Source organism: Streptomyces sp. NPDC046716, assembly GCF_040645755.1.
Taxonomy (GTDB): domain Bacteria; phylum Actinomycetota; class Actinomycetes; order Streptomycetales; family Streptomycetaceae; genus Streptomyces.
Map to the genome: position 1 here is coordinate 137,833 of NZ_JBEYYU010000011.1, position 16,702 is coordinate 154,534.

Consider the following 16,702-nt stretch of genomic DNA (forward strand, 5'->3'; position numbering starts at 1 on the left):
GAGCCACCGGCTTCTCATTGGCCCTTGTAGTGGCCTGGTCCGCAGGGGTTTCCTCGGTGCAGCAACAAGCCCTCTTCACAGAGTTCACCGAGTGAGGTCACCCGTGTCCGTCAGCACCCAGTCCCACGAGTCCACCGCCACCGGCACCGCCCGCGTCAAGCGCGGTATGGCCGAGCAGCTCAAGGGCGGCGTCATCATGGACGTCGTCACCCCCGAGCAGGCGAAGATCGCCGAGGACGCGGGCGCCGTCGCCGTCATGGCCCTCGAGCGGGTCCCGGCCGACATCCGCAAGGACGGCGGCGTGGCCCGGATGTCCGACCCGGACATGATCGAGGGCATCATCGAGGCCGTCTCGATCCCGGTCATGGCCAAGTCCCGCATCGGCCACTTCGTCGAGGCCCAGGTCCTGCAGTCGCTCGGCGTCGACTACATCGACGAGTCCGAGGTCCTCACCCCGGCCGACGAGGTCAACCACAGCGACAAGTTCGCCTTCACGACCCCGTTCGTCTGTGGCGCCACCAACCTCGGCGAGGCCCTGCGCCGCATCGCCGAGGGCGCGGCCATGATCCGCTCCAAGGGCGAGGCCGGCACCGGCAACGTCGTCGAGGCCGTCCGTCACCTGCGCCAGATCAAGAACGAGATCGCCCGGCTGCGCGGCTTCGACAACAACGAGCTGTACGCCGCCGCCAAGGACCTGCGCGCCCCCTACGAGCTGGTCAAGGAGGTCTCCGAGCTGGGCAAGCTGCCGGTGGTCCTCTTCTCCGCCGGCGGTGTCGCGACCCCGGCCGACGCCGCCCTGATGCGCCAGCTCGGCGCCGAGGGCGTCTTCGTCGGCTCCGGCATCTTCAAGTCGGGCGACCCGGCCAAGCGCGCCGCCGCCATCGTGAAGGCGACCACCTTCTTCGACGACCCGAAGATCGTCGCGGACGCCTCCCGCAACCTCGGCGAGGCCATGGTCGGCATCAACTGCGACACCCTCCCTGAGGCCGAGCGCTACGCGAACCGGGGCTGGTGATGACCTCTCCCGGCAGCGATGCCACGCCCGTCGTCGGCGTCCTCGCGCTCCAGGGCGACGTACGGGAACACCTCATCGCCCTGGCCACGGCCGACGCCGTGGCCAGGGAGGTGCGGCGCCCCGAGGAGCTGGCCGAGGTCGACGGCCTGGTGATCCCCGGCGGCGAGTCCACCACCATCTCCAAGCTGGCCCACCTCTTCGGCCTGATGGAGCCGCTGCGCGCGCGGGTGCGCGCGGGGATGCCCGTCTACGGCACCTGTGCGGGCCTGATCCTGCTCGCCGACAAGATCCTCGACCCGCGCTCGGGCCAGGAGACCGTCGGCGGCATCGACATGATCGTGCGCCGCAACGCCTTCGGACGGCAGAACGAGTCCTTCGAGGCGGCGGTCGACGTGCGCGGCGTCGAGGGGGATCCTGTGGAGGGCGTCTTCATCCGCGCCCCCTGGGTCGAGTCCGTGGGCGCGGAGGTGGAGGTCCTCGCCGAGCACGACGGGCACATCGTCGCCGTCCGCCAGGGCAACGCCCTCGCGACGTCCTTCCATCCGGAGCTGACGGGCGACCACCGGCTCCACGCCCTGTTCGTGGACATGGTCCGTGAGAACGACGCGGCGGGATCCTTGTAGGATCTGCGGGGTCCCCCCGCGCTGCTGCCCGGGGAGTTCGTTCATGAGGTTGGTTACGCGAAGGAGACAGGCAGATGTCCGGCCACTCTAAATGGGCTACGACGAAGCACAAGAAGGCCGTGATCGACGCCAAGCGCGGCAAGCTCTTCGCGAAGCTGATCAAGAACATCGAAGTCGCGGCGCGCATGGGCGGCACCGACATCGAGGGCAACCCGACGCTCTACGACGCCATCCAGAAGGCGAAGAAGCAGTCGGTCCCGAACAAGAACATCGACTCCGCGGTCAAGCGCGGCGGCGGCCTCGAGGCCGGCGGCGCCGACTACGAGACGATCATGTACGAGGGCTACGGACCGAACGGTGTCGCGGTGCTCATCGAGTGCCTCACCGACAACCGCAACCGCGCCGCCTCCGACGTGCGCGTCGCCATGACCCGCAACGGCGGCAACATGGCGGACCCGGGCTCCGTGTCGTACCTGTTCAACCGCAAGGGCGTCGTGGTCGTCCCCAAGGGCGAGCTGAGCGAGGACGACGTCCTGGGCGCCGTGCTCGACGCGGGCGCCGAAGAGGTCAACGACCTGGGCGAGGCCTTCGAGGTCCTCTCCGAGGCCACCGACCTGGTCGCGGTCCGCACCGCGCTGGTCGACGCCGGCATCGACTACGACTCGGCCGACGCCAACTTCGTCCCGACCATGCAGGTCGAGCTGGACGAGGACGGCGCCCGCAAGATCTTCAAGCTGATCGACGCGCTGGAGGACAGCGACGACGTGCAGAACGTCTTCGCCAACTTCGACGTCTCCGACGAGGTCATGGAGAAGGTCGACGCCTGACGTGACACCAGCGGCGGGCCGACGGGACACACCCCGTCGGCCCGCCGCTTTGTCAGTGGCACCCGATAGCCTGCACAAACAGGCGATCGAAGTGGGGGCGAGGCGTGCGCGTACTGGGCGTGGACCCGGGGCTGACCCGGTGCGGTGTCGGCGTGGTCGAGGGGGTCGCGGGCCGGCCGCTCACCATGCGCGGCGTCGGCGTCGTACGGACCCCGCCCGACGCCGACCTGGGCCACCGCCTCGTCGGCATCGAGCAGGGCATCGAGCAGTGGCTCGACAAGTACGAGCCCGAAGTCCTCGCCGTGGAGCGGGTGTTCAGCCAGCACAACGTCAGTACGGTGATGGGCACCGCCCAGGCGAGCGCCGTCGCCATGCTGTGCGCCTCGCGCCGCGGCATCCCCGTCGCCCTGCACACGCCCAGCGAGGTCAAGGCCGCCGTCACCGGCAGCGGCCGCGCCGACAAGGCGCAGGTCGGCGCCATGGTGACCCGGCTGCTCCGGCTCGACGCGCCGCCCAAGCCGGCCGACGCCGCCGACGCCCTGGCCCTCGCCATCTGCCACATCTGGCGCGCCCCCGCGCAGAACCGACTGCAGCAAGCCGTAGCGCTGCACGCATCGAAAGGCCGAACCGCATGATCGCCTTCGTCAGCGGCCCCGTCGCCGCACTCGCCCCGGACGCCGCGGTCGTGGAGGTCGGAGGCATCGGCATGGCCCTCCAGTGCACGCCGAACACCCTGTCGACGCTCCGGGTCGGCCAGCAGACCAAGCTCGCCACCTCGCTCGTCGTGCGCGAGGACTCGCTGACGCTCTACGGCTTCGCGGACGACGACGAGAAGCAGACCTTCGAACTGCTGCAGACCGCGAGCGGCGTCGGCCCGCGCCTGGCGCAGGCCATGCTCGCCGTGCACAGCCCCGACGCCCTGCGCCGCGCCGTCGCCACCGGCGACGAGAAGGCCCTCACCGCCGTCCCCGGCATCGGCAAGAAGGGCGCCCAGAAGCTCCTCCTCGAGTACAAGGACCGCCTCGGCGAGCCGCTGGGCACCGGCGGCCCGGCGATCGGCGCCGCCGTCACCAGCGGCTGGCGCGACCAGCTGCACGCCGCCCTGATCGGCCTCGGCTACGCGACCCGTGAGGCCGACGAGGCGGTCGCCGCCGTCACCCCGCAGGCCGAGGCGGCGGAGGGCACCCCGCAGGTCGGCCAGCTCCTGAAGGCGGCCCTTCAGACGCTCAACCGCACCCGCTGATCCCCGTAGACCACCCGTAACGCGAGGCACACCACATGAACTGGGACGAGACGACCGACGAAGCCGCCCCGCAGGCTGCCGACCGGCTCGTCGGTGCGTCCGCCGACGGTGAGGACCAGGCCGTCGAGGCGGCCCTGCGCCCCAAGGACCTGGACGAGTTCATCGGCCAGGAGAAGGTCAGGGAACAGCTCGACCTGGTGCTTCGCGCCGCCCGCGCGCGTGGCGCCACCGCCGACCACGTCCTGCTCTCCGGCGCCCCCGGCCTCGGCAAGACCACCCTCTCCATGATCATCGCGGCGGAGATGGCCGCCCCGATCCGGATCACCTCGGGCCCCGCGATCCAGCACGCCGGCGACCTGGCCGCGATCCTCTCCTCTCTCCAGGAGGGCGAGGTCCTCTTCCTCGACGAGATCCACCGGATGTCCCGGCCCGCCGAGGAGATGCTGTACATGGCGATGGAGGACTTCCGCGTCGACGTCATCGTCGGCAAGGGCCCCGGCGCCACCGCCATCCCGCTCGAACTGCCGCCGTTCACGCTGGTCGGCGCCACCACGCGCGCGGGCCTGCTGCCCCCGCCGCTGCGCGACCGCTTCGGCTTCACCGCGCACATGGAGTTCTACGAGCCGGCCGAGCTGGAGCGGGTCATCCACCGCTCCTCCGGACTCCTCGACGTGGAGATCGACCCGGCGGGCGCGGCCGAGATCGCGGGACGCTCCCGCGGCACCCCGCGCATCGCCAACCGCCTGCTGCGCCGCGTCCGCGACTACGCCCAGGTCAAGGCCGACGGCCACATCGACCGGGACGTCGCCGCCGCCGCCCTCAAGGTCTACGAGGTGGACGGCCGCGGCCTCGACCGGCTCGACCGGGCCGTCCTGGAGGCCCTGCTCAAGCTGTTCGGCGGCGGTCCCGTGGGACTGTCGACCCTCGCCGTGGCGGTGGGGGAGGAGCGGGAGACCGTGGAGGAGGTCGCGGAGCCCTTCCTCGTCCGGGAAGGTCTGCTCGCGCGCACCCCGCGCGGCCGGGTCGCCACTCCCGCGGCCTGGGCGCACCTGGGACTCACCGCGCCCCAGGGGAAACCCGGTGCAAGCGGACAAGCGGACCTGTTCGGGGCGTGACGGCGCGCATCCTCGCCGAGGCTGGAACCCCGGTGCCACGCTGAGCGTTGTTCCCAGATGGCGGACTCGCTTAGACTCCGCCGACGTCGTCCTTGTGAATCAGGGCCGACGGCCGACACCACACCCCCGACAAGGCCGCGCATCTCATGCGGTCGTATGAAGGAAGTCCCACCCGTGAGTCTCGTGACCCTCCTCCCGTTCATCGTGCTCATCGGGGCCATGTTCCTGATGACCCGGTCTGCAAAGAAGAAGCAGCAGCAGGCCGCGAATATGCGCAATGACATGCAGCCCGGTTCCGGCGTCCGCACGATCGGCGGCATGTACGCCACGGTCAAGGAGGTCAACGAGGACACGGTCCTCCTCGACGCGGGCCCCGGCGTCCACCTCATGTTCGCGAAGAACGCGATCGGCGCCGTCCTGACCGACGACGAGTACAACCGCATCGTCCACGGCCCCGACGCCGACGACGAGCTGACCGACGACGCCGTCGTGCCGGACGACGCGTCCTCTCTCACCGAGACCGACGAGACCGCCGCCGACGACTCGCGCATCGACCTCGGCAAGAAGAACGAAGCCGACGCTGTCGACACGGCCGACGAGACCGCCGAGGCCCCCAAGGCCGACGCGGCCCCCGAGACCGGTGCCGAGGCGAAGAAGACCGACGGCGAGTCCGACGCGAAGTAGTCACGACCGGAGCCGGGGGGACGTACCGCTTGCGTCCCCCGTGGTTCCGGTTCGTGCGTGACGCGCGCGGATTCTCGACCATTTCATGGCCGTCCGGGCACGCATCCCCGATGCCGGACGGATGGAGAGGGAGTACGAGAAGGTGGCCACACCTAAAAAGAGCCGAGGGGCAGGTGCCCAGAGCAAGCCGGGCCGTGCTCTGAGCCTGATCGTGATCGTCATGGTCGCGCTCGTCGGCGGGATGTTCATCTCCGGCACGTTCACCCCCCGCCTCGGCATCGACCTCGCGGGCGGCACCAGCATCACCCTGCAGGCCAAGACCGAGCCGGGCCAGCCCAAGAACGCGATCAACAAGACCAACATGAACACGGCGGCGGACATCATCAACCGCCGTGTCAACGGCTTGGGTGTCTCCGAGGCCGAGGTCCAGACGCAGGGCAACGACAACATCATCGTCAACATCCCCCGGGGTACGAACGAGAAGCAGGCGCGCGAGCAGGTCGGCACGACCGCTCAGCTCTACTTCCGCCCGGTCCTGACGATGGCCGCCGGCTCCCCGACGGCAGACCCCTCGTCGAGCCCGTCCCCGAGCGCCTCCTCCAGCGGCAAGCCCACGGACAAGGCGAGCGCGGGCTCCGGCGACAAGGCCACCGACTCGTCGTCCTCCGCGACGCCGTCCGCCACCGCCACCTCGCAGGGCCGCGCCGTCACCGACGCCCTCAAGGCCGACGCGACGCCGAGCTCGTCCGCGAGCGACGAGGCCAAGGCCTCCTCCACGCCGTCCGCGAGCGCCTCCGCCGACCCGGCCACGGCCGCGCTGCAGAAGAAGTTCACCGACCTCGACTGCACCGACTCGGCGGCCCGGACGAAGGTCAACGAGGGCGCCAAGCCGACCGACACCGTCGTCGCCTGTGGCAAGGACTCGTCGGGCCAGTGGGCGAAGTACGTGCTCGGCCCGTCCGAGGTGAACGGCAAGGACGTCAAGAAGGCCTCGGCCGGTATCAACCAGCAGAGCGGCCAGTGGGTCGTCAACATGGAGTTCACGGGCTCCGGCTCGAAGAAGTTCGCGGCGACGACGGCCAAGCTGAAGGACCAGCAGCAGCCGATGAACCAGTTCGCCATCGTCCTCGACGGTGACGTGGTCTCGGCGCCCAGCGTCAGCTCCGTGCTCAGCTCCAACGCCGAGATCTCCGGCAGCTTCAACCAGCAGTCCGCCACGGACCTGGCCAACGTGCTGTCCTACGGCGCCCTGCCGCTCACCTTCCACGAGCAGAGCGTCACCTCGGTGACCGCCGCCCTCGGCGGCGAGCAGCTGCACGCCGGTCTCATCGCCGGTGCCATCGGCCTCGCCCTGGTCGTCATCTACCTGGTGGTCTACTACCGCGGCCTGGCGATGGTGGCCCTGGCCTCGCTGCTGGTCTCCGGAATCCTCACGTACACGCTGATGACGCTCCTCGGCCCGGCCATCGGGTTCGCGCTGAACCTGCCCGCGGTGTGTGGTGCGATCGTTGCCATCGGTATCACCGCGGACTCGTTCATCGTGTTCTTCGAACGGATCCGGGACGAGATCAGAGAGGGCCGGTCCGTGCGGCCCGCCGTCGAGCGCGCCTGGCCGCGCGCCCGCCGCACGATCCTCGTCTCCGACTTCGTCTCGTTCCTCGCCGCCGCGGTGCTCTACGTCGTGACCGTAGGCAAGGTGCAGGGCTTCGCGTTCACGCTCGGCCTGACCACCCTGCTCGACGTCGTCGTGGTCTTCCTCTTCACGAAGCCCCTGATGACGATCCTGGCGCGCGGGAGTTTCTTCACCGGCCACAAGTGGTCCGGCCTCGACCCGAAGCGCCTCGGGGTCCAGCCGCCGCTGCGCCGCACCCGTCGTTCCGCCGGTCCCGTCGACCCGAAGGAGGCGTGAGATGTCGAAGCTCGGCAATCTCGGCGCCAAGCTGTATCGCGGTGAGGTCGGCTACGACTTCATCGGCAAGCGCAAGATCTGGTACGGCGTCTCGATCCTGATCACCATCACGGCCATCCTCGGCCTGACGGTGCGCGGGCTCAACATGGGCATCGAGTTCGAGGGCGGCGCCGTCTTCACGACGCCCAAGACCTCGGTCTCCGCCTCGCAGGCGGAGAAGGACGCGGAGGCGGCCGCCGGCGGCCACGACGCGGTCGTGCAGAAGCTGGGCACCGGCGGCCTGCGCATCCAGATCGCGGGCATCGACACCGACAAGTCCGACCAGATCAAGGAGGAGCTGTCCAAGGACCTGGGCATCCCCTCCGACAAGATCAACGCCGACCTGGTGGGCCCGAGCTGGGGCGAGACCATCGCCAACAAGGCCTGGCAGGGCCTGGCGATCTTCATGGTCCTCGTCGTGATCTATCTGGCGATCGCCTTCGAGTGGCGGATGGCCATCGCCGCCCTCATCGCGCTGATCCACGACATCACCATCACTGTCGGGATCTACGCCCTGGTGGGCTTCGAGGTCACACCCGGCACGGTGATCGGTCTGCTCACGATCCTCGGTTACTCGCTCTACGACACGGTCGTCGTCTTCGACTCCCTCAAGGAGCAGACGAAGGGCATCGAGAAGCAGACCCGCTGGACCTACAGCGACATCGCGAACCGCTCGATCAACTCCACCCTGGTCCGCTCGATCAACACCACGGTCGTGGCGCTCCTGCCGGTGGCGGGCCTGCTGTTCATCGGCGGCGGCTTCCTCGGCGCCGGCATGCTGAACGACATCTCGCTGTCGCTCTTCGTCGGCCTCGCCGCCGGTGCGTACTCCTCGATCTTCATCGCCACTCCGCTGGTCGCCGACCTCAAGGAGCGCGACCCGAAGATGAAGGCCCTCAAGAAGCGGGTGCTCGCCAAGCGGGCCGCCGCCGCGGCCAAGGCGGAGGCGGAGCCGGCCGGCTCCGTCGTCGGCCACCAGGCCGAGGACCCGCTGGCACAGGACGAGCCGGAGGACACCGCCCCCGCCGGTGCGGGTCCGCGCAACCAGCCGGCCCGCAACCGAGGCCGCGGCCGCCCCTCGGGCAAGCGCCGCTGACCTCCCGGTCAGGTACGCGCACGGGCGCCAGGAGCTGCGACGCTCCTGGCGCCCGCGTCATTTCCGGACAGGGACCACTGCTAGGGTTGACGACCGCGCGGACCCACCGAAAACGGGCGCGGCCAACTCCATCGACGACTCGCTGAGGTGCAGACATGACCGACATCAAGGAGCTGCTCCTCAGCCGCATCCGCGATGTGCAGGACTACCCGGAGCCCGGCGTCCTCTTCAAGGACATCACCCCGCTCCTCGCGGACCCGTCGGCGTTCACCGCCCTCACCGACGCGCTCGCCGAGCTCTGCGTCCGGCACGGCGCCACCAAGGTCGTCGGCCTGGAGGCGCGCGGCTTCATCCTCGGCGCCCCGGTCGCCATCCGCGCAGGTCTCGGCTTCGTCCCCGTACGCAAGGCGGGCAAGCTGCCCGGAGCGACGCTCTCGCAGTCCTACGCGCTGGAGTACGGGACCGCCGAGATCGAGGTGCACGCCGAGGACCTCAGCGCCGACGACCGCGTCATGGTCATCGACGACGTTCTGGCCACCGGCGGCACCGCGGAAGCCGCCCTGCACCTCATCCGCCGCGCGGGCGCCTCGGTCGCGGGCGTCGCCGTCCTCATGGAACTGGGCTTCCTGCCCGGCCGCGCGCGCCTGGAGCCCGCGCTGCGGGGCGCCCCGCTCGACACCCTGCTGGTGGTCTGAGACCGCTGCGCGCAGCCGTCGGGGCGGGCCCGGAGGAATCCGGGGCCCGCCTCTGGTGTTTCTCCAGTACAAGGCTGCACCACCGGCCGAATATGTTCGGTGGGCGCCGGATCGATACCATGGGCTCTCCGGGACCTGAACGGGGGACCCGTCGCGCACGAGGAGCGCCGTTGCCAGACGAGGCCAAGCCACTCACCGCCGCCACGACCGACCACGAGGCTGCCCAGGGCGGGGCTGGATCCGGCACGTCCGCGACCGGCGGCCCGTCCGTGAACGGCGCGAAGCCCGCACCGCCGCCCGGAACCAAGGCGGCCGAGTCGCCACGCCCCGAGCCCGCCGCCGAGCAGCCGCGCGCCACGCCGCCGCCCGTCATCCGTGCCGCCGCGAACCAGCCGGCGTCCCGCTCCGGGTCCTCCAACCGCGTCCGGGCCCGCCTGGCGCGCCTCGGCGTCCAGCGCTCGAACCCGTACAACCCCGTCCTGGAGCCGCTGCTGCGGATCGTGCGCAGCAACGACTCCAAGATCGAGACCTCGACGCTGCGCCAGATCGAGCGCGCCTACCAGGTCGCCGAGCGCTGGCACCGCGGCCAGAAGCGCAAGAGCGGCGACCCGTACATCACGCACCCGCTCGCCGTGACGACGATCCTCGCCGAGCTGGGCATGGACCCGGCGACGCTGATGGCCGGACTGCTGCACGACACCGTCGAGGACACCGAGTACGGCCTGGACACCCTCAAGCGGGACTTCGGCGACCAGGTCGCCCTGCTCGTCGACGGCGTCACCAAGCTGGACAAGGTCAAGTTCGGCGAGGCCGCGCAGGCCGAGACGGTCCGCAAGATGGTCGTGGCGATGGCGAAGGACCCGCGCGTCCTCGTGATCAAGCTCGCCGACCGCCTGCACAACATGCGCACCATGCGGTACCTCAAGCGCGAGAAGCAGGAGAAGAAGGCGCGCGAGACCCTGGAGATCTACGCGCCGCTCGCCCACCGCCTGGGCATGAACACCATCAAGTGGGAGCTGGAGGACCTCGCCTTCGCGATCCTCTACCCCAAGATGTACGACGAGATCGTGCGGCTCGTGGCCGAGCGCGCGCCCAAGCGCGACGAGTACCTGGCCATAGTGACCGACGAGGTGCAGTCCGACCTGCGCGCGGCCCGCATCAAGGCGACCGTCACCGGCCGCCCGAAGCACTACTACAGCGTCTACCAGAAGATGATCGTCCGCGGCCGGGACTTCGCGGAGATCTACGACCTGGTGGGCATCCGCGTCCTCGTCGACACGGTCCGCGACTGCTACGCGGCACTGGGCACCGTCCACGCCCGCTGGAACCCGGTTCCGGGGCGGTTCAAGGACTACATCGCGATGCCCAAGTTCAACATGTACCAGTCGCTGCACACGACGGTGATCGGCCCGAACGGCAAGCCCGTCGAGCTCCAGATCCGTACGTTCGACATGCACCGCCGCGCCGAGTACGGCATCGCCGCGCACTGGAAGTACAAGCAGGAGGCCGTCGCCGGCGCCTCCAAGGTGCGCTCGGACGCGCCCAAGTCGACCGGCAAGGACGACCACCTCAACGACATGGCGTGGCTGCGCCAGCTGCTCGACTGGCAGAAGGAGACCGAGGACCCGGGCGAGTTCCTGGAGTCCCTGCGCTTCGACCTGTCGCGCAACGAGGTCTTCGTCTTCACGCCGAAGGGCGACGTCATAGCGCTGCCGGCCGGGGCCACCCCGGTGGACTTCGCGTACGCGGTCCACACGGAGGTCGGCCACCGGACCATAGGAGCACGCGTCAACGGACGCCTCGTGCCCCTGGAATCCACGCTGGACAACGGCGACCTGGTGGAGGTCTTCACCTCCAAGGCATCCGGCGCCGGCCCCTCGCGCGACTGGCTCGGCTTCGTCAAGTCGCCGCGGGCCCGCAACAAGATCCGCGGCTGGTTCTCCAAGGAGCGCCGCGACGAGGCCATCGAGCAGGGCAAGGACGCCATCGCGCGGGCCATGCGCAAGCAGAACCTGCCGATCCAGCGGATCCTGACCGGTGACTCGCTCGTCACGCTCGCGCACGAGATGCGCTACCCGGACATCTCTTCGCTCTACGCGGCGATCGGCGAGGGCCATGTCACGGCGCAGTCCGTCGTGCAGAAGCTGGTCCAGGCGCTCGGCGGCGAGGAGGCGGCCAACGAGGACATCGCCGAGAGCGCACCGCCCTCGCGCGGCCGCTCCAAGCGCCGGTCCAACGCCGATCCGGGCGTCGTGGTCAAGGGCGTCGACGACGTCTGGGTGAAGCTGGCCCGGTGCTGCACGCCGGTGCCCGGTGACCCGATCATCGGGTTCGTGACGCGCGGCAGCGGCGTATCGGTTCACCGCAGCGACTGCGTCAACGTGGACTCGCTGTCCCGTGAGCCCGAGCGCATCCTCGAGGTCGAGTGGGCGCCGACCCAGTCCTCGGTCTTCCTGGTCGCCATCCAGGTCGAGGCCCTGGACCGGTCCCGGCTGCTGTCGGACGTGACCCGGGTCCTCTCCGACCAGCACGTGAACATCCTGTCCGCGGCCGTCCAGACGTCCCGCGACCGGGTGGCCACGTCCCGCTTCACGTTCGAGATGGGCGACCCGAAGCACCTGGGCCATGTCCTGAAGGCGGTCCGGGGCGTGGAGGGCGTCTACGACGTCTACCGGGTGACTTCGGCGCGGCGCCCCTAGCTGGTCATCGCCGGTGAGACGCGCCCCGCCAGGGGGCGCGCGGGCTTGGTATCGATGTGCGGCTCCACCCGAGCCCCGACAGGGGCGCGGGGAACTGCGCGACCAGCCCCCACCGGGGCGCACCCGCGAACGGCGCTGTACTGGCCGCCCCTTGGAGCGCCTGCCCGGCGCCGGGGTGCCGCCTTGCCCACCCTGCCGCCCATGGCGGCAGATTGCCCAAGGCTGCGGTGCCAAACGAAGAACGGCCCCGGGATCAACCCGGGGCCGCTCTACTACCAGCTGTCAGCGGAGCGTCAGCCGCCGAACTCCTGGAGACCCTTCAGCGCCGAGTCCAGCAGCGCCTGACGCCCGTCGAGCTCCCGCTGGAGCTTGTCGGCCTTGGCGTTGTTGCCCTGGGCGCGGGCCTGCTCGATCTGGCCCCGGAGCGTGTCGACGGCGGCCTGAAGCTGCCCCGTCAGACCCGCGGCACGCGCCCGCGCCTCCGGGTTCGTCCGCCGCCACTCGGCCTCCTCCGACTCCTGGAGGGCACGCTCCACGGCGTGCATCCGCCCCTCGACCTTCGGGCGGGCGTCGCGCGGAACGTGGCCGATGGCCTCCCAGCGCTCGTTGATCGAGCGGAACGCGGCGCGGGCCGCCTTCAGGTCCTCGATCGGGAGCAGCTTCTCGGCCTCGGCTGCCAGCTCCTCCTTGAGCTTGAGGTTCTCGCCCTGCTCCGCGTCACGCTCCGCGAAGACCGAGCTGCGGGCCGCGAAGAACACGTCCTGGGCGCCGCGGAAGCGGTTCCACAGATCGTCCTCGTGCTCGCGCTGCGCGCGCCCCGCGGCCTTCCAGTCCGTCATCAGCTCGCGGTACCGGGCCGCGGTCGCGCCCCAGTCCTGCGAGTTCGACAGCGCCTCCGCCTCGGCGACCAACTTCTCCTTCGCCTTGCGGGCCTCCTCGCGCTGCGCGTCCAGCGAAGCGAAGTGGGCCTTGCGGCGCTTGGAGAACGCCGAGCGGGCGTGCGAGAAGCGGTGCCACAGCTCGTCGTCCGACTTGCGGTCCAGACGCGGCAGACCCTTCCAGGTGTCCACCAGCGCGCGCAGCCGCTCACCGGCCGCCCGCCACTGCTCGGACTGGGCCAGCTCCTCCGCCTCGACGACCAGCGCCTCCTTGGAGTGCCGCGCCTCGTCGGACTGCTTGGCCTTCTGTGCCTTGCGCTCCTCACGGCGCGACTCGACCGACTCGACCAGCTTGTCGAGCCGCTTGCCGAGCGCGTCCAGGTCGCCGATCGCGTGCGCGTCGGTGACCTGGTCCCGCAGGTGCCCGATCGCCGTCATGGCGTCCTTGGCGGACAGGTCCGTTGTCTGCACCCGGCGCTCGAGGAGCCCGATCTCGACGACCAGACCGTCGTACTTGCGCTTGAAGTAGGCAAGGGCCTCGTCGGGAGAACCGGCCTGCCACGAACCGACCTCACGCTCTGTGCCATCGGCCGAACGCACGTACACGGTCCCCGTCTCGTCGACGCGGCCCCACGGGTCGCTGCTCACAGCGCCTCCTCCACATGATGCCTGCGGGAGGCTCGTGGGCCCCCGGGCATCGTCCACAGTTTCGTCACGGCCAACATAGGCGACCGGCGGGGATGCTGTCCGCATCCCGCGCGACCGAAATTTGGCAGCGAACAGGTCAGCCCTTCTCCACTGTCACAGTCTTGACCTTGACGGTCTTCTTCGGTGCACCATCGGTCTCGCTCTGTCCGCCGGCGGCCACCCCGCCCTTCGCGACGGCCTGCACGGCCTTGAGCCCCGCCGCGTCGATCTTGCCGAACGGCGTGTACGACGGCGGCAGCTTGCTGTCCTTGTAGACGAGGAAGAACTGGCTGCCGCCGGTGTGCGACTGGCCCGTGTTCGCCATCGCGACCGTGCCCGCGGGGTAGGTGACCGAGCCGTCCTTGCCCGCCTTGCCGAGCCCGTCCAGGTTCTCGTCCGGGATCGTGTAGCCGGGGCCGCCCGCGCCGGTGCCCTCCGGGTCGCCGCACTGCAGCACGAAGATGCCGGACGTGGTGAGCCGGTGGCACTTCGTGTTGTCGAAGAACTTCTTGTCGGCGAGGTGCTTGAACGAGTTGACGGTGTGCGGCGTCTTGGCCGCGTCCATGGCGATCTTCACGTCGCCCTGGCTCGTCTTCATCGCCATCGTGTACGTGGCCTTCTTGTCGATGGCCATCTTCGGCTCGGGCTTCTCCGTGGAGGAGGCGCTCGGGCTGGGGCTCGCCTCGGAGCCCGCGGTGTCCTTCTTGCCGTCACCGCTGAAGGCTCCGGCGGCGTACGCGCCACCGGTGCCCAGGACGGCCACCGCGAGCACGGAGGCGATCACGGTGTTGCGGGTGCGCGCCTTGCGTCGCGCGGCCTCGCGCCGCTGCTGCTGGCGCAGGAACTTCTCCCGGGCGAGCTGACGCTGCCGCTGATCCTTGCTGACCACCGGATCTTCTCCTCGTACGTGTGTATGACCATGACTGGGCCCTTGATTGTGCCCCGTACCGTATATGGGTTCGCTGTGGAATCGGCAGCGCCGGTAGGCTCTCATCTGCCGTCTTGCTGTATTTCCGCGTTCCGACGGCACTTCCGACGACACATGAAGGACGATCGTGCTGATTGCCGGGTTCCCCGCCGGGGCCTGGGGCACCAACTGTTACCTGGTTGCCCCCGCCGCGGGTGAGGAGTGCGTGATCATCGACCCGGGCCACCAGGCCGCCGAGGGAGTCGAGGAAGCGCTCAGGAAGCACCGGCTGAAGCCGGTCGCGGTCGTCCTCACGCACGGCCACATCGACCATGTCGCCTCGGTCGTCCCAGTGTGCGGGGCGCACGACGTCCCGGCCTGGATCCACCCCGAGGACCGCTACATGATGAGCGACCCGGAGAAGGGCATCGGCCGCACCATCGGCATGCCGCTCATGGGCGAGCTCACGGTGGGGGAGCCCGACGACGTGCGGACGCTCTCCGACGGCGCCCGGCTGGAGCTGGCCGGACTCGACTTCGGCGTCGCGCACGCCCCCGGCCATACCAAGGGGTCGGTGACCTTCCAGATGCCCGAGACCGCGGACGTCCCGTCGGTGTTCTTCTCGGGCGATCTGCTCTTCGCCGGCTCCATCGGACGCACCGACCTTCCCGGTGGCTCCATGGACGACATGCTCGAATCGCTGGCCCGCGTGTGCCTGCCGCTCGACGACTCGACCGTGGTGCTCTCCGGACACGGCTCCCAGACGACCATCGGCCAGGAGCGCGCCACCAACCCGTATCTGCGGCAGGTGGCCGCCGGCCAGGGATCCTCCACCGAGGCTCCCCGACGAGGAATGTGACGAAGACTTCCCGTGAGCACCTTTCAGGCCCCCAAGGGCACGTACGACCTGCTGCCGCCGGACTCCGCGACGTACCTCGCGGTGCGTGACGCGATCTCCACGCCGCTGCGCAACTCCGGCTACGGCTACATCGAGACGCCCGGCTTCGAGAACGTCGAACTGTTCGCGCGCGGTGTCGGTGAGTCCACCGACATCGTGACCAAGGAGATGTACGCCTTCGAGACCAAGGGCGGCGACAGGCTCGCCCTGCGCCCCGAGGGCACCGCCTCCGTGCTGCGCGCCGCGCTGGAGGCCAACCTCCACAAGGCGGGCAACCTCCCCGTCAAGCTCTGGTACTCGGGCTCCTACTACCGCTACGAGCGCCCCCAGAAGGGCCGGTACAGGCACTTCTCGCAGGTCGGCGCCGAGGCGATCGGCGCCGAGGACCCGGCCCTGGACGCCGAGCTGATCATCCTGGCCGACCAGGCGTACCGCTCGCTCGGCCTGCGGAACTTCCGCATCCTGCTGAACTCGCTGGGCGACAAGGAGTGCCGCCCGGTGTACCGGGAGGCGCTGCAGACCTTCCTGCGCGGCCTCGACCTCGACGAGGAGACGCTGCGCCGCGCGGAGATCAACCCGCTGCGCGTCCTCGACGACAAGCGGGCCGACGTCCAGAAGCAGCTCGTCGGCGCGCCCTCGCTGCGCGACTACCTGTGCGACGCGTGCAAGGCGTACCACGAGCAGGTGCGCGAGCTGCTCGTCGCCGAGGGCGTCGCCTTCGAGGACGACGAGAAGCTGGTCCGCGGGCTCGACTACTACACCCGGACGACCTTCGAGTTCGTCCACGACGGACTCGGCTCGCAGTCCGCGGTGGGCGGCGGCGGCCGTTACGACGGCCTCTCTGAGATGATCGGCGGCCCATCGCTGCCGTCCGTCGGCTGGGCGCTGGGCGTCGACCGTACGGTCCTGGCCCTGGAGGCCGAGGGTGTGGAGCTTCGACTCCCGTCCACGACCAGCGTGTTCGCGGTCCCGCTGGGCGACGAGGCGCGCCGCGTCCTGTTCTCCAAGGTGACCGAGCTGCGCCGGGCCGGGATCTCGGCGGACTTCTCGTTCGGCGGCAAGGGGCTCAAGGGCGCCATGAAGAACGCCAACCGCAGCGGCGCGCGCTTCACGCTCGTCGCGGGCGAGCGGGATCTCGCCGAGGGTGTGGTGCAGCTCAAGGACATGGAGTCCGGCGACCAGTCCGCTGTCGCGGTGGACCAGGTCGTCGAGGTTCTCCGCACCAAGTTGGCCTGACGTTCGGCTGACGGCCGGTGGGGGCTGGTCGCGCCCCTGGGCGAGCGGAGCTCGCTTCAGGGGCGCGGGGAACTGCGCGAGAAGAGGCCACCGGCCGGATTGCGGCGTCGACCAGCGCGAAGCCGCTGAAGACGATCAACGCCAGGTTCAG

Annotated in this window: 15 protein-coding genes; 13 read left to right on the forward strand and 2 right to left on the reverse strand. The window is 70.1% G+C overall.

The annotated features are described in order from the left end of the window. Nucleotides 1–166 precede the first annotated feature (166 nt). The 11 genes from pdxS (at nt 167) to ABZ930_RS11670 (ending at nt 11,945) form a co-directional block, all read left to right on the forward strand. Nucleotides 167–1,015, forward strand: coding sequence for a pyridoxal 5'-phosphate synthase lyase subunit PdxS (pdxS, locus tag ABZ930_RS11620; protein WP_361545364.1), 849 nt, complete (start codon nt 167–169; stop codon nt 1,013–1,015). Further along, nucleotides 1,015–1,638: a pyridoxal 5'-phosphate synthase glutaminase subunit PdxT gene (gene pdxT, locus ABZ930_RS11625; protein WP_361545297.1), complete on the forward strand. Its 624-nt coding sequence runs from the start codon at nt 1,015–1,017 to the stop codon at nt 1,636–1,638. The genes pdxS and pdxT overlap by 1 nt, the downstream gene beginning before the upstream one ends. Before the next feature lie 74 nt (nt 1,639–1,712). Next, nucleotides 1,713–2,465: a YebC/PmpR family DNA-binding transcriptional regulator gene (locus tag ABZ930_RS11630; RefSeq protein ID WP_361545300.1), complete on the forward strand. Its 753-nt coding sequence runs from the start codon at nt 1,713–1,715 to the stop codon at nt 2,463–2,465. 104 nt (nt 2,466–2,569) lie between these two features. Next, a complete protein-coding gene (gene ruvC, locus ABZ930_RS11635) occupies nt 2,570–3,100 on the forward strand; it encodes a crossover junction endodeoxyribonuclease RuvC (RefSeq protein WP_361545303.1) in 531 nt (176 codons plus the stop codon). Continuing rightward, nucleotides 3,097–3,708, forward strand: coding sequence for a Holliday junction branch migration protein RuvA (ruvA, locus tag ABZ930_RS11640; protein WP_361545306.1), 612 nt, complete (start codon nt 3,097–3,099; stop codon nt 3,706–3,708). Before ruvC ends, ruvA begins: the two co-directional genes overlap by 4 nt. A gap of 35 nt (nt 3,709–3,743) precedes the next feature. Then, a complete protein-coding gene (ruvB, locus tag ABZ930_RS11645; RefSeq protein WP_361545309.1) occupies nt 3,744–4,823 on the forward strand; it encodes a Holliday junction branch migration DNA helicase RuvB in 1,080 nt (359 codons plus the stop codon). Between the two features lie 174 nt (nt 4,824–4,997). Further along, a complete protein-coding gene (gene yajC, locus ABZ930_RS11650) occupies nt 4,998–5,507 on the forward strand; it encodes a preprotein translocase subunit YajC (protein ID WP_361545312.1) in 510 nt (169 codons plus the stop codon). Between the two features lie 142 nt (nt 5,508–5,649). Next, nucleotides 5,650–7,416 (forward strand): protein translocase subunit SecD, encoded by a 1,767-nt coding sequence (gene secD, locus ABZ930_RS11655; RefSeq protein ID WP_361545367.1) that lies wholly within the window; start codon nt 5,650–5,652, stop codon nt 7,414–7,416. Between the two features lies 1 nt (nt 7,417). Then, the gene (gene secF / locus ABZ930_RS11660; protein WP_361545315.1) at nt 7,418–8,551 is read left to right on the forward strand and encodes a protein translocase subunit SecF; all 1,134 of its coding nucleotides are present in this window, start codon (nt 7,418–7,420) and stop codon (nt 8,549–8,551) included. Between the two features lie 155 nt (nt 8,552–8,706). Next, nucleotides 8,707–9,246 carry an adenine phosphoribosyltransferase gene (locus tag ABZ930_RS11665; protein ID WP_361545318.1) on the forward strand — a complete coding sequence of 180 codons (540 nt, stop codon included), beginning with the start codon at nt 8,707–8,709 and terminating at the stop codon, nt 9,244–9,246. A gap of 170 nt (nt 9,247–9,416) precedes the next feature. Beyond that, nucleotides 9,417–11,945, forward strand: a complete 2,529-nt coding sequence (locus ABZ930_RS11670; RefSeq protein ID WP_361545321.1) for a RelA/SpoT family protein — start codon at nt 9,417–9,419, stop codon at nt 11,943–11,945. Between the two features lie 293 nt (nt 11,946–12,238). Here ABZ930_RS11670 and ABZ930_RS11675 read toward each other — a convergent pair whose 3' ends face one another. Beyond that, nucleotides 12,239–13,471: a DUF349 domain-containing protein gene (locus ABZ930_RS11675; RefSeq protein WP_361545324.1), complete on the reverse strand. Its 1,233-nt coding sequence runs from the start codon at nt 13,469–13,471 to the stop codon at nt 12,239–12,241. A 136-nt stretch (nt 13,472–13,607) separates the two neighbouring features. Then, nucleotides 13,608–14,399: a peptidylprolyl isomerase gene (locus tag ABZ930_RS11680; RefSeq protein ID WP_361545326.1), complete on the reverse strand. Its 792-nt coding sequence runs from the start codon at nt 14,397–14,399 to the stop codon at nt 13,608–13,610. 166 nt (nt 14,400–14,565) lie between these two features. Between ABZ930_RS11680 and ABZ930_RS11685 the strand changes: the two genes are divergently transcribed. Beyond that, nucleotides 14,566–15,276 carry an MBL fold metallo-hydrolase gene (locus ABZ930_RS11685; RefSeq protein ID WP_361545329.1) on the forward strand — a complete coding sequence of 237 codons (711 nt, stop codon included), beginning with the start codon at nt 14,566–14,568 and terminating at the stop codon, nt 15,274–15,276. Nucleotides 15,277–15,288: 12 nt separating this feature from the next. After that, nucleotides 15,289–16,551, forward strand: coding sequence for a histidine--tRNA ligase (gene hisS / locus ABZ930_RS11690; protein ID WP_361545332.1), 1,263 nt, complete (start codon nt 15,289–15,291; stop codon nt 16,549–16,551). The last annotated feature ends 151 nt before the right edge of the window (nt 16,552–16,702 follow it).

What these genes read in the sequence shown, in the direction of transcription:
- pdxS (WP_361545364.1), top strand. Translation starts at nt 167, where the DNA reads ATGGCCGAGCAGCTCAAGGGCGGCGTCATCATGGACGTCGTCACCCCC.
- ruvA (WP_361545306.1), top strand. Translation starts at nt 3,097, where the DNA reads ATGATCGCCTTCGTCAGCGGCCCCGTCGCCGCACTCGCCCCGGACGCC.
- secF (WP_361545315.1), top strand. Translation starts at nt 7,418, where the DNA reads ATGTCGAAGCTCGGCAATCTCGGCGCCAAGCTGTATCGCGGTGAGGTC.
- pdxT (WP_361545297.1), top strand. Translation starts at nt 1,015, where the DNA reads ATGACCTCTCCCGGCAGCGATGCCACGCCCGTCGTCGGCGTCCTCGCG.
- ABZ930_RS11630 (WP_361545300.1), top strand. Translation starts at nt 1,713, where the DNA reads ATGTCCGGCCACTCTAAATGGGCTACGACGAAGCACAAGAAGGCCGTG.
- ruvB (WP_361545309.1), top strand. Translation starts at nt 3,744, where the DNA reads ATGAACTGGGACGAGACGACCGACGAAGCCGCCCCGCAGGCTGCCGAC.
- ABZ930_RS11665 (WP_361545318.1), top strand. Translation starts at nt 8,707, where the DNA reads ATGACCGACATCAAGGAGCTGCTCCTCAGCCGCATCCGCGATGTGCAG.